9 protein-coding genes are annotated in these 15,524 nt (G+C 43.5%); 6 read left to right on the top strand and 3 right to left on the bottom strand.

Features of this window, described 5'->3' with window-relative positions; translation table 11 throughout:
• Positions 1-497: 497 nt before the first annotated feature.
• Complete coding sequence (locus JGK16_RS03565; protein WP_293176445.1) at positions 498-1,616, top strand: tocopherol cyclase family protein; 1,119 nt, start codon at positions 498-500, stop codon at positions 1,614-1,616.
• A 179-nt stretch (positions 1,617-1,795) separates the two neighbouring features.
• On the opposite strand, the gene JGK16_RS03560 is transcribed toward JGK16_RS03565, so the two are convergent.
• Positions 1,796-2,515, bottom strand: a complete 720-nt coding sequence (locus JGK16_RS03560; protein ID WP_293176447.1) for a pentapeptide repeat-containing protein — start codon at positions 2,513-2,515, stop codon at positions 1,796-1,798.
• Between the two features lie 617 nt (positions 2,516-3,132).
• Here JGK16_RS03560 and JGK16_RS03555 point away from each other — a divergent pair.
• Entirely contained in the window at positions 3,133-3,846 is a 714-nt protein-coding gene (locus JGK16_RS03555) for a tetratricopeptide repeat protein (protein ID WP_293202765.1), read from the top strand.
• A 129-nt stretch (positions 3,847-3,975) separates the two neighbouring features.
• Here JGK16_RS03555 and JGK16_RS03550 read toward each other — a convergent pair whose 3' ends face one another.
• Positions 3,976-5,331: a peptidylprolyl isomerase gene (locus JGK16_RS03550; protein WP_293176451.1), complete on the bottom strand. Its 1,356-nt coding sequence runs from the start codon at positions 5,329-5,331 to the stop codon at positions 3,976-3,978.
• A gap of 480 nt (positions 5,332-5,811) precedes the next feature.
• Between JGK16_RS03550 and JGK16_RS03545 the strand changes: the two genes are divergently transcribed.
• A complete protein-coding gene (locus JGK16_RS03545) occupies positions 5,812-7,059 on the top strand; it encodes a transposase (protein ID WP_293195860.1) in 1,248 nt (415 codons plus the stop codon).
• 79 nt (positions 7,060-7,138) lie between these two features.
• Complete coding sequence (locus JGK16_RS03540; RefSeq protein WP_293202762.1) at positions 7,139-7,690, top strand: peroxiredoxin; 552 nt, start codon at positions 7,139-7,141, stop codon at positions 7,688-7,690.
• A 552-nt stretch (positions 7,691-8,242) separates the two neighbouring features.
• On the opposite strand, the gene JGK16_RS03535 is transcribed toward JGK16_RS03540, so the two are convergent.
• Positions 8,243-8,782 carry a phosphate-starvation-inducible PsiE family protein gene (locus JGK16_RS03535; protein ID WP_293195865.1) on the bottom strand — a complete coding sequence of 180 codons (540 nt, stop codon included), beginning with the start codon at positions 8,780-8,782 and terminating at the stop codon, positions 8,243-8,245.
• Positions 8,783-9,154: 372 nt separating this feature from the next.
• On the opposite strand from JGK16_RS03535, the gene JGK16_RS03530 reads away from it, so the two are divergent.
• Complete coding sequence (locus tag JGK16_RS03530) at positions 9,155-9,757, top strand: superoxide dismutase (RefSeq protein WP_293176460.1); 603 nt, start codon at positions 9,155-9,157, stop codon at positions 9,755-9,757.
• 998 nt (positions 9,758-10,755) lie between these two features.
• Positions 10,756-15,099, top strand: a complete 4,344-nt coding sequence (locus JGK16_RS03525; protein WP_293202759.1) for an amino acid adenylation domain-containing protein — start codon at positions 10,756-10,758, stop codon at positions 15,097-15,099.
• The last annotated feature ends 425 nt before the right edge of the window (positions 15,100-15,524 follow it).

Here is a 15,524-nt window from a genome sequence, read left to right as displayed (position 1 = left end):
TTTCACCAATAAATCGTATGCTGCTTGACGAAAGTCCTTTAATCGTTCACTGTTCATTTAAGGAGTGGATAGGTTTTCTTTTTCACCCTCATTCTCTCCCAGCGCGGTGGCTCTAGTTCTTCTTTTGCCACCGTTCTCATCTTTGGTTAGTCTAAACTACAGTCAGTAATCGGTAATCGGTAATGTACTAAGCCTGCTTCTTCCTTTTAGTTAATGACCAATGACTAATAGACCTCTTGCAAAAAAGATATATGTTATAATCAGAGGCTTTGAATTAAACATCTCCCATAATTGTGGAACAGGCATCCTGCCTGTTATTCACAGGCTTTTTGGGAGATATCTAATCAACTAAAGCAAAACTTTCCATTATATCAGAAAATTATTTTGCAAGAGGTCTAATGACTAATGCCCTATGCCCTATGCCCTATGCCCAATGACCAATGACCAATGACCAATGACCAATGACCAATGACTCTTGTTTTGCTATTAGTAATATTATGTCAAATACAGCCTCAAAACTCAAAACTATTGAAACTCCCCACAGCGGCTACCACTGGGACGGCAGTTCCCGGCGCTTTTTTGAAGGCTGGTACTACCGAATAACATTACCAATTCACGGACAATCCTTTGCATTCATGTATTCCATAGAAGACCCCAGAGGCGGTCAACCTTACAGCGGCGGTGCCGCCCAAATTCTCGGCCCCAAAGATAGCTATTTGTGCCGCACCTTCCCCGATGTAAATAAGTTTTGGGCGCACCGAGACACATTGGGTTTAGGACATTGGGGCAAAACAGATTTACAAATTAAACCAGAATATTTAGAACCACAAGTATTCGACAGCCGTATCGAAGAAGGCTATCAAGCTACTGCTACTTTGAATCAAGGTTATCTGCACGATCCAGGAACTGGCAATCACTGTTTTTGGCAATACGAAATCAAACCTGTTTACGGCTGGGGAAACTCCGACGAACTCCAAAAATCCACGGCGGGAATGCTATCTTTTTTGCCAGTGTTTGAGCCTGGATGGCAAATTTTAATGGCTCACGGTTTAGCCACGGGTTGGATCGATTGGAACGGCGAACGCTATGAATTTAAAGACGCTCCCGCTTACACCGAAAAAAACTGGGGCGGTGCTTTTCCGCAAAAATGGTTTTGGATAAATTGCAATTGTTTTCAAGGCGAAAGCGATTTAGCATTAACTGCTGGGGGTGGCAAGCGGGGCGTGCTGTGGTGGATGGAATCGGTAGCAATGATTGGCATCCATTACCGAGGCAAATTCTACGAATTTGTGCCTTGGAATTCCCAAGTAACTTGGAATATTGAACCTTGGGGAAGCTGGAAAATGCAGGCGAGAAACAGCCAGTTTGAAGTTGAGTTAAGTGGCAGTACAAAAAGTTCTGGCACCTATGTGCGAACTCCTACAGCCAAGGGTCTGGCTTTTTGCTGCCGCGATACGACGCACGGCGAATTGCGCTTGCAACTGCGAGAATTGTTGGGGGGAAATGTTGAGAAAAATGGCAAGCAGCGCTCTAAAATTATCTTAGAGGCTCAAAGTTCTTTGGCCGGTTTGGAAGTTGGCGGCGGGCCGTGGGATGCAGTTTGGCGATCGAATTAAGTCAGTAGTCATTAGTCATTAGTCATTAGTCATTAGTTAAATGTCTATTAATTACTGACTGCTGAGAACTCACAACTGCCAACTGCCAACTGCCAACTGCCAACTGTCAACTGTCAACTGTCAACTGTCAACTGTCAACTGCCAACTGTCAACTGTCAACTGTCAACTGTATTCAGACTTTACTTTAAATTAAAGCCAATTTCTTCATTATTAATAGAGCCGTCGGGCATTATCGCTCCATTCAGCACCGCACCTCTGAGATTTGCTCCCGTTAAATTAGCGCCTTCTAGATTAGCATTGCTCAGATTTGTGACTTGTTTGGAACCTCGGAAAAAGAAGCTGTGCAAATCAGCATTTGTCAAATTAGTGTCTGCCAGATTAGCATATTGCAAATCAGCACCGTGCAGGGTCGCATCAGTTAAATTAGCTTGGGTGAGATTGCTTCCCCAAAGTCTAGAATCCAACAAATTAGCATCTTGTAAATTGGCGCGACTCAGATTTGCCAAAGTCAGATTAGCATCCCACAATTTTGTGCGGTTGAAATTAGCTTCGGTCAAATTGGCTCGACTGAGATCCGTGCCCAAAATATCAGCATTTGCTAAATTGGCGCTGGTGAGATCTGCGTCAGAAAGGTCAGCATTTTTTAAATTAGCACCGGACAAGTTGGCGCCGCTCAGGTTGGCACCGCTCAAGTTGGCTTCTTGGAGATTAGCTCCTCGCAAATCGGCAGCGCTCAAATCGCATTGCTTCCACAGAAAGCTGACGCACCAATTATCTTTTAATAGCTGACTCAGATCCTCGGCATTCGCGGCAATCACAGGAGGAGTTAAGTAGAGACTAAATAGGGCGATCGCGAATACTGTCGCGAAGAAAGTTTTTAACGTCAGAACTATTTTCATTGACACTAATTGCAATAGATTCTTGATGTGTAATCAGAGCATATCAAAGAATAAGCAACTTTCATCGGCAATATTACTCAAAAATATCAGTGAAATGTCGATCGCCCTTAGCCCAGCCCCCAACTTAACTCGGCGAGTCGCGGGTGAATCCTCTTACCTAGAAAATGGGTTGCTTCACAGATGCGTCGGTGCTAGAGATTTTTTTTCCCTAAACCCTGTATCAGATGCTCGCAAGTGCGATCGGAATTTACTGATAGCATATATTGCGACAATGCAAGAAGCTGTTGCCCATTTAAATTGTATATTTTAATAAACTATTCTCCTCCAGCGTCAAATATTCTCAACCTCTTCCTCTCTCCCTCTTTCTCTGGTGAATCTGGCTAGCAAAAATAAATTGTTCAGTTCGCTTAAAACTACGAAATTTAGCGGTTTATAGACGCAATTATCCTTGGTTGTGACTGGCGTCACGAACTAAACCCAACTGTCATCACACAAATCAATCCCCGAGCATCACCAAATCTCCTCAAACTTATCACCTCCCCGAGAGTACGGATATCACTGTCAGTAGCTGAAAGATGCAAGAAAATTAGAGCATACAGTTAAACACCCGCCCTCCCATGCGTACTATCCCCTTTCTCCCGAGTCAATTAGCTGTCACAACTATTTTCAATTCGATCGAATTTTTGGGATTCGCCAATACTTCAGGTAAAGTATTTTCGGGCGAGCAAGCCCAAGCGCGACAAGAGGCAAATTTAGACGTTAGCACCAAGAAGGTTTACAGTGCAGGTTTAAAAAGTCTCGAACAAAAGGACTTGCACGCTGCGATTAAAAATTTCACCGCCACAATAAACATTAATCCGCAATTCGCACCAGCTTACAACGATCGCGGTGTTGCCCGCTACAGATTAGGCGACAAACAGTCTGCGATCGCAGATTTAACTACCGCCATCGAACTCAATCCCTATCGAGCCAAGTATTATAACAATCGGGCGTTTATGCTAGCTGGCTTAAAAGATCGTGCTGGGGCGATCGCAGATTACAACTCAGCACTGCTGCTCAACCCCAATTTGGCTCAAGCTTACTTTAACCGAGGCACTATCCACCTGCAAATGGAAAATTCCCTCGCAGCACTAGCTGATTTTGAATCAGCAATTCGCCTCGATCGCAATTTTGCCAAAGCTTACTTCAACCGAGGAGTGACTAGATATAAATTGAGAGAAGTTCAAGGAGCATTTGAGGATTTTCAGAAAGCAGCAGGGCTATTTAAGCAGCAATCGAGAATGGATTGCTATCAAGATGCTGTCTCTAAACTTAGAAAGTTATGTTATTAATTAAATTTGGCATAAGCCATAAAAAATAGATTGTATAACCAGGGGCTGGCATCTAATAAAAGATATGGATATTGAGCCGAAAAGTATTAGAAATTGGGTCGAGTTTAACTCAACCCAATTCACTTAAAACTACCCAATTCTTAAGGCTACATCGCCAGTGGGTAGGTCATTAGGACGAGGAACAATCGGAGACAAAGGAATTGCAAAAACTGCATTTCTGACGGAATCGACAGTAGCATTTTTTACAATAGCAGGAGACCCAGCTAAGTTAATTAAAGTATCGCTGCCAGATTGAGTGAATGTGGTATCCGATAATTTTCCTGTCAAAGCAATGCGATCGCCTTCACCTGGTTTAAAATCAAGTATTGTATGATTCGTTGGGAGTAGCAGAATAAAAGGCAGACTCGCAGGATCGACTCCGACCAAAACAAAAGTATCTGCACCACTACCTCCGGTGAGAGTATCGTTGCCTGTATCCCCAATCAAAATATCATTGCCATCGCCACCATTTAAGACATCATTCCCTTGCCCACCCCGTAAAAAGTCGTTACCAGCATCGCCATTAAGAGTATCGTCGCCGAAATTTCCGTTGATAATATCGTTGCCAACACCACCGCTAATTAAGTCGCTACCTTTGCCACCTCTGAGAAAATCGTCGCCTGCTTCCCCGGTGATAGTGTCGTTGCCTTTGCCGCCGTTAATGGCATCATCAATCGATGAACCGATAATGCGATCGTTGGCGCTACCTCCGCGCACGCCGCTGGGGTTTTGCTGAGAGTCTTGGGCAGTGACTTGATAGTTGTTCGGCGTATTAGGCAAGTTGAGCGATCGCAAAGGCAGATTTACAAAATTAGTATTATTCACAAAACTATTCAACACAGCAGCATTGGGAATAATACTCGAAACCCGACTGGGGACAATCCCTGCAACAACTTTGGCACTCGAAATGCGATCGCCCTGCTGCACCGCATTAACCGTCTCAAAACCTTGAATTACATTGCCAAAAACAGCATAATTGCCATCCAAAAACGGCAAAGCATCCAAAGTAAAATAGAACTGCGAAGAAGCCGTATTTAAACCACTATTAGAACGAGCCATTGCCACCGCCCCTTTCGTGTGAGGCAACTGTGGCTTTTGCGTGACAACTTGGTTGTAAACTGGCTGTGCCGCCCCTTGCGGCTTGATTTCCAAAGGAATAAAACGCGCCTGATTAGTATCCGGATCGATAAAATTACCCGTTCCCAATTGACCCGCCGGAATGCTAGTATCCTTGCTGCGCGGATCGCCCCCTTGCACCACAAAAGGATCCGGCTGGCGCACAACTCGGTGAAACATCACCCCATCGTAGGTGCCACGTTCAACTAAATCAACAAAATTTCCCCCAGTAATCGGCGCATTAGTGCCATCTACTTCGATCGTCACCGGTTGACCATTAATTACCTGGACTACTGTAACTTTGCCTGTTAACGGGAGTGCAGCGCTCATAAGTAAATTGCTATTTGAGTAAGTGATATTTCGGTTTGATACCAAATCCTGGCTAAATGTTCCCTTTATTTCCTAGCCAGCAGAAGCGGGCATCCTCTGTATAAAAGCGGTTTTAAACACCGAATCATCAAAGGGGTGGGTAACTCAGATTTAGCAAGCACAGCAGAATCCCCACACCATACCTGTACTCAGGTTAGTGTGGGATGAATGCGAGGCAATGAGGAATTGACCGACGAGCAATATTGAACGCAGTTCAATTAGCGATGTCGGTCGGTGACTCATTGCCAATCTTTGATGTTGGCAATGAGTCAATCAGCTCTTCAATGACTTGAGTCATTGTCTTATCGGATTGAACAGCATATAGCCGTAACTTATGGAAACGTCGCTCAGACATCCTTAATCTTAATTGTTTATTTTTCATGTGGCTACACAATGGTTACACAATCATGCTACCATAGTGCTAACAGGAGGTAAAAGCAAATGAGGACGGCATACCAGTACAAATTACGCCCAGGCAAACAACAAGCAATAGAATTAGACAGGTGGTTGTCTATGCTTTGCGCTCAATATAACTATTTGTTGGCAGATAGATTTAACTGGTACGAGCAAAATCGTTGTCCTATCAATGCTTGTCCTCTTGTTTGTCACCTTCCAGAATTACGGGACAATCCCGATTACTACAGTCAAAAGAAAACACTACCTAACCTCAAGAAAACTCATCCTTGGTATGGCGAAATTTACTCGCAGGTTCTTCAGGATATTGTCAAGAGAGTCAAGGTAACTTTTGATAGATTCTTGAAGGGTGACAGTAACGGAAAACGTAGTGGCAGACCAAGATTTAAGTCTCGCAACCACTACAGAACCTTTACCTATCCTCAAATGAAGGATGGATGCTTGCAAAACAATTTAATCAATCTTCCGATGTTTGGAAAAGTTAAGGTTGTTTTGCATCGTTCCATTCCGAATGGTTTCAAAATCAAAACTGCTTCTGTCACTAAAAAAGCTGACGGTTACTATTTAACCCTCAGCCTGGAAGATGCGACAGTGCCAACAATTAAACCAGATTTCAATCCAGATTTAATAACTGGTATCGATGTTGGCTTAAAGGAGTTTTTGACAACTTCTGAGGGTAAAACTGTTGCTATACCTCAACATTATCGCAAATCTCAAAAACGTTTAAAAGTTATTCAGAAGCGTGTTTCCCGTCGTAAAAAAGGAAGCAATCGAAGATTAAAAGCGGTAAAACAGTTGGGCAAGCAGCATAAAAAAGTTGCCGACAAACGTAAAGATTTTCATTTCAAAACTGCTAACAACTTGTTGAAAAAATATGATGTTGTCGCGGTTGAAGATTTGAATGTCAAAGGACTTGCGCGTACATGGTTGGCAAAATCTGTTCTTGATGCCGGATGGTCAAGCTTTCTGTCGATACTGACAAACAAAGCCGAAAATGCTGGTTTGTTGGTTATCCCTGTTAAAGCGTCTGGTACAAGTCAAGATTGTTCTACTTGTGGGGTTAAAGTTCCTAAGAAGCTACATGAGAGATGGCACGACTGCCCCCATTGTGGATGTAGTCTTGACCGCGACCATAATGCAGCAATAAATATCAAAAACAGAGCGGTAGGGCATTCCGTTCTTAAAGCTCAGTTAACGTCCGAAGCAATAGCTGGAGTCGCTGAGAAGCCTACACTGTACTGTACGAGCGTCAGTGTAGGAGTATGTCACTATTAGAAGCAATTCGCGAATTGCCCCTACCCATTTAATCAGAAAACTGTAAACTTGTGTTAAGTACAGTTCTACTTGTTAATTTATGATTTCCCGGCGCAAGTTTTTTAGCACTTTATTGGCAATTTGTCTAGCCTTTCTGAGTTTCAATTTTGCCCCTCCAGCCTTGGCCCTCGGTGGCAAGCTGCCGGCAGTGAATCAAGCCGCACCAGACTTTAGCTTACCGACAAACAGCGGCGACGGGCAAATCTCGCTGTCCGATTATCGCGGGAAGTGGCTGGTAGTCTACTTCTATCCCAAAGATTTTACATCCGGTTGTACGATCGAAGCGCGTCGATTCCAGCAAGACTTGCCGAAATACTTAGCAAAAAACACTCAAATCATCGGCATCAGCGCTGATGATGTCAACTCCCACGCAGAATTTTGTGATTCTGAAGGTTTGAAATTTCCGCTATTAGCAGATACCGACGGCAAAATAAGTAAAGCTTACGGTTCTTGGATGAGTTTTATCTCTTCCCGGCACAGTTTTATTATTGACCCTGAAGGAATTTTGCGGGAAACATTTGTTAAAGTTAATCCCGCCATTCACTCCAAAGAAGTGTTAGCTCGTTTAGGCGAATTGCAGACTAACAGCTAATATTGTGTCACCTCGAATCACCGCAATCAAATAGGTTCGTAGTGAGGACTTTAGTCCTTCCCCTCTGTTTTCAGAGAACTAAAGTGCTGACTGCGAACCCCAATCAGATAGGTTCGTAGTGAGGACTTTAGTCCTTCCCCTCTATTTTCAGAGAACTAACGTGCTGACGGCGAACCGCAATCAAATAGTTTCATAGTGAGGACTTTAGTCCTTCCCCTCTATTTTCAGAGAACTAATATCAATTCCGGCTGCGCCGGAATGACAAGCGAGGACACGGCAGTGCCGTTTCCCTACCGTGATTAATCGTAGGGACACGGCACTGCCGTGTCCTGATTTCGGGTAATATTAATTCAGATGCAACCGGAATTGATATAAAGTGCTGACGGCGAACCGCAATCAAATAGGTTCGTAGTGAGGACTTTAGCCCTTCCCCTCTATTTTCAGATGACTTTAATCCTCACAACGAAAGTTATCATGGTTATTTTACAAGAGACGATAAATGGTAACCAGACAAGCTGTAGAGCAAATCTAAAATCGCCTGTCTCGCCATACTCAATGAGAATTGAACTTACTATTTACCGCAACAGGCTCTGAAGAAGATTCCGGCTCTGACAGATTTCTTTTTCGGCTAGCAAAACGGCGTTCCGGGTCAATTCCCTCAAAAGTTGGCGGCAACCAAACTCGGATGACCAACAACACTCCCAAAACCAGCAAAAATCCACCTGTTGACAATATTTGAACCCAGGGAGTTTCCAGAACTCCCCGCACGATAACTTCTCGCAAAACTGAGACAATACAAACTTCAACCGCCACACCAATCGAAACGCGCTGCTCTTGCAAATAAATAATTAACAGCCGAAATAATTCCACCAAAACCAAGAGAAATAGAATGTCTGCTGTCACTTGCTGAAAATTCAAAGGAGGCAGCAGCGAGAAAAACATTTCTCGCAGTTCCAGTACCATGAAACAGAACAAACCAATACACAAAGAAATTACAATTAAGTCTTGAACTGTTTCCAGACCGCTGACTATTAGTTTCAAATTCAACCATTTAGGAGGGGAATTAGTCTGGTTATTTGAACGGTTTTCCATTGACTGCTCCGGGAATTTGTTGGACTTGCTTACAGCTTAAGTTAAATTGAGCTTATATTTGATAAAAAACAGGTTTAATTTATTTATAACCATCATTAAAATTCTGTCTAGTGACAATTTCCTACCAACTTTTATATATTGCCCAGGCGGGTTGACTTTTAGGCAATGTTTGTGCTATGTGAAACCTGGTATTAGTAGATTTGGTGAAAAGTAGAATTCAAACTTCTAAAATGCTGCAACTGAGATAAAATATGAAAATTGTAAAGAATTATTTACCACAGCTTGATAAACTCAAGCTAGCGACTCTAGGCTCAAATCATACAAAAGCCGGAAAGTCAACCCAAAAAAGCCACCAAGAGAGGATTGAACACAATGGCATTTACACTCGCACCATTACCCTTCGCCGCTGACGCCCTAGAGTCAGGTCATATGTCGGCCAACACGTTTTCGTTCCACCACGACAAGCACCATGCTGCTTACGTGACCAATCTCAACAAACTGATTGAAGGCACCGAACTAGCCAGCAAATCCCTAGAAGAAATTGTAATGGAATCTGCCAAAGATCCATCCAAAGCCGGCATCTTCAACAATGCAGGTCAAGTTTGGAACCACAATTTCTTTTGGAATTCCCTCAAAGCGGGCGGCGGCGGCACTCCGACAGGAGCTTTAGCTGATAAAATCAATGCCGACTTTGGCAGCTTCGACAAATTCAAAGAAGAATTTAAGGCTGCTGCGACAACTCAGTTCGGCAGCGGCTGGGCTTGGCTGGTTGTGGACAACGGTACTTTGAAAGTTACCAAAACTGCTAACGCTGACACCCCGCTAGCACACGGCCAAACTCCTTTGCTGACTTTGGATGTGTGGGAACACGCTTATTATTTGGATTTCCAAAATCGCCGTCCCGATTACATTGCTAATTTCCTAGACAATTTGGCTAACTGGGATTTCGCAGCAGCAAATTTGGCTGCGGCTTAGTAACATCTGAGTTTTAGAACTGAAGTCCTCACTACGAACTTTTATCGGTTTGTAGTGGGGACTTTAGTTTTTGTTTCCGAGGACTGAAGTTCTCGCTACTAATACCGGTAATGGGTAATTGGTAATTGGTAATTGGTGAGGGGCTTTTAAGCTTTTAACCTGAAAGCTTTTTTCTGATTTCCGACTACTGATTACCAACTATCGATTACCGATTATCCTAATACCATCTTTCAGAAATCGTGCGACATAACAATTGTTGGATTTGTTGATTTTCCCCGATATCTAAGGTGCATCGCCAGTCGAAAAGTCGATTCAATGCCTGGCATTGAAAGAGAGCGACACACTCTGCAAATACAGTCGCATCATTTTTAACAAATGGTATATAGCCTTTCTCAAAAAGATGAGGTATGGCTGACAGCTTACATAAACGCTTAAATCAAGAGGGCCTTCTTCCCAACAACGTCCGCGAATCTTTGTGAGAACCGCTATAACTTAATAGGTTCGCTTAGTCCTGCAAAAGTAATGATGTAATTCGATGTAACCATTTCTATACAAGGATTAAGAATGCGAAAAACATTAATTGTAGACCACTAAGTAGGTCGGCGCTGTAAAATGCAAATATGTAAACGATTGTAAAGTATTCAAATACACATCTAGCAGCACTCGTTAGCCTTGTTTACATATTGTTACATAATAAAGTTTATTTAATCTCGCCTACCTACCTACTTAAATGGATGTAAAAATAGGTGTGGTATTTTAGGTATTTCCACTGCCTTGCACGGTATCTTAACCTGTGGAGATCGAGCCATGTGTGGGACGGAAGGGATAGTAAAGACCTCCCGACCTCGCAAAATCGGCACTTTTCCCCTTGCTATAGCAATTTTGTTGTAACAGATAGATGTGGGGACAGATAAATGTGTGGACAGATAGATGTCTGGAGAGATATATTTTAAATATTGGGTGCAGAAACTTTTAACATAACTTTGGGAGTCTAGAAAATGACAAAAAATGTATCGGTAGTGATTCCATCTTATAATTGCGCCCAATTTTTACCGGAAGCAATTGAGAGCATTCTGGAACAAAGCTACCCTCCGTTTGAGGTGATCGTAGTAGACGATGGCTCTACTGATGATACGAAAGAAATCTGCGATCGCTACCCGAAAGTAACATACGTCTATCAAAATAACCAAGGTGTGGCGGCTGCACGCAATACTGGTCTGCGGGTTAGTACGGGAGAGTATATTCTTTTCCTGGATAGTGATGATTGCCTGTTACCTGAAGCGATCGAGATTGGAGTCAAGCATCTCAACGCCCTGCCAGAGGTGGGCTTTGTCTTTGGTCGTTATTTCTTCTATTCCATTCAACCTGATGGCTCCTACAAAGTAGAAGAGAAATATGAGAATCAGCCTGAAGTTGCTAATTATGAAACTATTTTAGCTATCCGGCATAGGATTCAATGCGGTTGTATTATGTTTCGCCGTGCTGCCCTCGATACTGTCGCCATTGAGTCTATCGGTGCATTTGATCCAAGTGTATTAGCGATCGAAGATTACAATTTATGTTTGCGAATTGCCCGTAATTTTCCTGTCTATTTCCACGGTGAAGTCGTTTCTCAATATCGCTACACTGGCAATAATATATCCAGTAAATCGACCTACTTTCTGATCCATGCAATTCGAGATCATTCTCAGCAATGGAGTTACGTTGAACAAACTAAAAAAGAAGAATATCTAGTTGCCTATGAAGAAGGAAAAAAACACTGGACTAAGCTTTTTGGCGATCGATTGCCTTACGAAATCCAGAAATATATACGAGCTAAAGAATGGGTTGCAGCCTTGGGGATCCTGAGATTAATCTTGTATTACGATCCCAAATTCCAATCTATCGATCGGGCAATCTACGAAACATCCTATGCAACTCTGATGTCAGAGGTACGAAAGCTCCCCCTTCAAGACTCCTTAGCCTATTGGAAAAAACAACTTGCTGGAGCCCCTCCTTTATTACCCCTACCCACTGACCGACCGCGCCCCCCAGAGCAATCCTTTCGGGAAGCTTCTCTGTCTTTTGGCATTTCTGGGGAAATCGCGACTGCCTTAGGTATATTGGCCGAGCAGGAAGGGGTCACTCTCTCAACAACCCTGTTAGCCGCCTTTAATATTTTGCTGTATCGCTATACAGGTACAGAAGACGTGATTGTTGGCTCCCCTTTTGTGAGCCGTGTGAATTCAGAAAATTTTGTGAATGCTGTCCCCCTTCGTACAGATATGTCCGGCAATCCCACGTTCCTAGAGTTTCTGGGACGAGTGAGGAAAGTCGTTTTGTTAGCGCAAGCCTATCAAGATGTACCCTATTGTTTGTTGGTCGATCAATTTTGTCCCGAGATCGATTTGAGCTATTCTCCTCTGTTTCAAGTGACCTTTGTCTTTGAGGAAAATATTCCCTTCCAAACGATCGATCTGTCAAAATTAACAGCAAGTCCTTGGGTGATTGAAAATAACGAAGGGAAGTTTGACTTAACTTTGTACTTAAAACCAACCAGCGAAGGATTGGAGGGGAGTTGGTCTTACAGCAGGGATTTGTTTGATGCAGAAACCATTGAACGAATGAACGAGCATTTCCAGATTTTGTTGGCTGGGATTGTGGCTCATGCAGAACAACCGATTTCTGCATTGCCGTTGTTGCCAGACAAAGAGAAAAATTTGTTGCTTGTGGAATGGAATCAGACTCAAACAGATGAGTCACAAGATCGATGCCTCCACCACTTAGTGACTCAACAAGCAGAAGCAACTCCAGAGAAAATTGCGGTTTCCTTTGAAGGTCAAACATTAACTTACCAAGAACTGCATCAACGCTCCAATCAACTAGCCCACTATTTACAAAAAAAAGGGGTAAAACCAGATGATTTAGTTGGCATTTGTGTCGATCGTTCTCTGGAAATGCTGGTGGGATTATTAGGTGTGCTGAAGGCGGGCGGAGCCTATGTTCCCATAGACCCGAACTACCCGGACGATCGCGTGGAATACATGATCGAGAATTCCGAAGCCAAACTATTGTTAACACAACAGCAGCTTGTCAAGAACCTGCCTACCAAAGCAGCCAAAGAAGCATTGGTCATCTGTTTGGATGCGGATTGGTCTCTCATTGCCCAAGAGAGTCAGGAAACACCGATCGCAAGTGTTACGCCAGAAAATATGGCCTACGTCATTTACACGTCTGGTTCTACGGGTAAGCCCAAAGGCGTACAAGTTCTTCACCGCGGCGCAGTCAATTTTTTACGTTCGATGCGCGAGCAACCGGGAATCTGTGAGGCGGATATTTTGCTGTCTGTCACCACACTCTCGTTTGATATTGCAGTCTTAGAACTGTACTTACCCCTGACTGTGGGAGCGCAGGTTGTCATCCTGAGTCGGGAAGCTGCCATGGATGGCAGAAAGTTATTAAGGACGATCGTCCAATTGGGGATTACGATCCTGCAAGCTACCCCAGCGACTTGGCGATTATTATTGCTGGAACCGGGTTGGGAAGGTCAGTCCCGGATGAAAATGCTCTCCGGTGGGGAAGCCATGCCCAAAGAATTGGCTGCCCAATTGTTAACCAAAGGTACAGAACTTTGGAATATGTACGGGCCGACAGAAACAACAGTTTGGTCAACGGTTTATCAAGTCAAAGATGCCGAACAGCGAATTTTAATTGGTAAGCCGATCGCCAACACCGATATCTACATCTTAGATCCTCTCCTGCAACCCGTTCCCATTGGGGTGGCTGGGGAATTACATATTGGTGGTTCAGGATTAGCCCGGGGCTATTTGCAGCGTGACGATTTAACCACAGAGAGATTTATTCCTAATCCATTTCGGGAAAGCGAACGAATCTACAAGACGGGGGACTTAGCGCGTTATTTGCCAGATGGAAATATTGAGTGTTTGGGTCGCCTAGATTTTCAAGTCAAAATTCGCGGTTTTCGGATTGAACTCGGTGAAATCGAGTCTGTTTTGGTCAAACACCCCAAGGTGCAGCAGGCCGTTGTCATCGTCAGGGAAGATGTTCCAGGCGACAAGCGTCTAGTGGGTTATATTGTCGCCCTCAACAATCAGAACCCCACCATCCAAGAACTGCGAAGTCTGCTCAAAGACTACGTACCAGAATATATGGTGCCGTCTATCTTTGTTTTCTTGGAAGCTCTACCCCTAACACCTAATGGTAAGGTCGATCGTAAAGCTCTACCCGTACCCGAACAATCTCGCGAAGCAAAACCAGTCGAATCCGCCACACCCAATCCTCCCGCTCCCTCCGAGACGACAAATAAAGTACAGCAAGAAAAGCCAAGAGAATTGGCCCGTCCCCAGGATGATTTGGAAATTCAACTCATCAAGATTTGGGAAAAAGTATTGCATACTTCACCCATCAGTACCACAGATAATTTTTTCGAGTTGGGAGGACATTCCCTATTAGCGATATCGCTAATTCGTGAAATAGAGGAAACCTACAAGAAAGAGCTATCTTTAGCTATTCTTTTCCAATCACCAACGATTCAGCAGTTGGCTAACACCCTTCGCGAAGAAGGATGTTTGTCTTCTGCACAGGCTTTAGTCACGATTCAGGAAGGCAGTTCCAAACTACCTTTATTCTTCATTTACGGCATATTTCTTTACTATGATTTGTCAAGACACCTCGGCAAAGACCAGACCTGTTATGGAGTTTATCTCAACGAGGAAGTCAGTATGTTCCAAAAGGATAAACTTGACAAATCACCAACGGATTTAGTGAGTGTTGCAGATATGGCAACTCGCTATCTCAAAGAAATCCAAAAACATCAACCTAAAGGGCCTTACCTCCTAGCGGGTGAGTCATTAGGTGGCTTAGTAGCCTTTGAAATGGCACATCTACTTCATTTACAGGGTGAGGAGGTAGCTTTACTGGGTCTTTTGGATAGTGCGATTCCAGGAAAAAACAAACTGTCATTCAGCCAGAAGCTGGCTTTTCATCTCAAAAAGCTGCGCCAACAAGGGCTTCCCTATTTGTTAAAAAAGATCCTAAAATCGAAGACTAAATCGACTTCTGGCATGATGATTAATAATCATAAGGTAGATCCTGGAGTAGAGTTTCGGAATTACGCTTTCAACAGTTACAAGCCACAACCTTATCCAGGCAGGGCGGTTTTGTTCCGAGCGAAGGATGAAAGTCACTTTAGCACTTTGGAAAACTGGAAGGATCTGGCAGTTGGAGGATTAGACATATATGATATCCCTGGAGATCATCTAAGTATTCTTCAAGAACCCAATGTCCCTGTCTTGGCCGAAAAAATGAAAGTGCATATCGATCGAGCCTTAGCAAAACTTTAGGCTGTTGAGTTGAACGACTTATAAAAGCGATTCAACAGGCTATGACAGATCGAACAATGCGTCAAAGCGCCGCCAATCTGGCGGCGCAAATCCAATCTGAAAATGGTATTTTGCCAATGCAGTTGCTATCGTACAGGAAATCTAAAATCCTGATACTGTTTGCGAATAATCGGTATTTTAGTGGAGGAATTCAAAAGGGAGCATCTCTTTTTTGAAAAAATTAATTATTATAGTGCGCCCTGTCGCGAGCTCGCGAGTGCTGCAATACTCGCTCTTCGGGGATAGCACTATAGTAAATGCAAAACTGAGATGCTCCCATTCAAAATCCCGTAAGTCATTCCCGAATCTAAAATCTAAAATCCGCGAAGGGGACAGTAAGTGCCGAGTTCGGTTCAGAAATCTCAAATTGTGTTATAGTGCTATCG

This window comes from Microcoleus sp. PH2017_09_SFU_O_A, from assembly GCF_020738625.1.
Lineage (GTDB): Bacteria > Cyanobacteriota > Cyanobacteriia > Cyanobacteriales > Microcoleaceae > Microcoleus.
The sequence above is the reverse complement of the archived record's forward strand: the minus strand, read 5'-3'. Positions and strand labels throughout refer to the sequence as shown.

Coding starts and splice junctions, on each gene's coding strand:
- JGK16_RS03550 (WP_293176451.1), bottom strand. CDS start 5,331: ATGAGCGCTGCACTCCCGTTAACAGGCAAAGTTACAGTAGTCCAGGTA.
- JGK16_RS03555 (WP_293202765.1), top strand. CDS start 3,133: ATGCGTACTATCCCCTTTCTCCCGAGTCAATTAGCTGTCACAACTATT.
- JGK16_RS03525 (WP_293202759.1), top strand. CDS start 10,756: ATGACAAAAAATGTATCGGTAGTGATTCCATCTTATAATTGCGCCCAA.
- JGK16_RS03565 (WP_293176445.1), top strand. CDS start 498: ATGTCAAATACAGCCTCAAAACTCAAAACTATTGAAACTCCCCACAGC.
- JGK16_RS03530 (WP_293176460.1), top strand. CDS start 9,155: ATGGCATTTACACTCGCACCATTACCCTTCGCCGCTGACGCCCTAGAG.
- JGK16_RS03560 (WP_293176447.1), bottom strand. CDS start 2,515: ATGAAAATAGTTCTGACGTTAAAAACTTTCTTCGCGACAGTATTCGCG.
- JGK16_RS03535 (WP_293195865.1), bottom strand. CDS start 8,782: ATGGAAAACCGTTCAAATAACCAGACTAATTCCCCTCCTAAATGGTTG.
- JGK16_RS03545 (WP_293195860.1), top strand. CDS start 5,812: ATGAGGACGGCATACCAGTACAAATTACGCCCAGGCAAACAACAAGCA.
- JGK16_RS03540 (WP_293202762.1), top strand. CDS start 7,139: ATGATTTCCCGGCGCAAGTTTTTTAGCACTTTATTGGCAATTTGTCTA.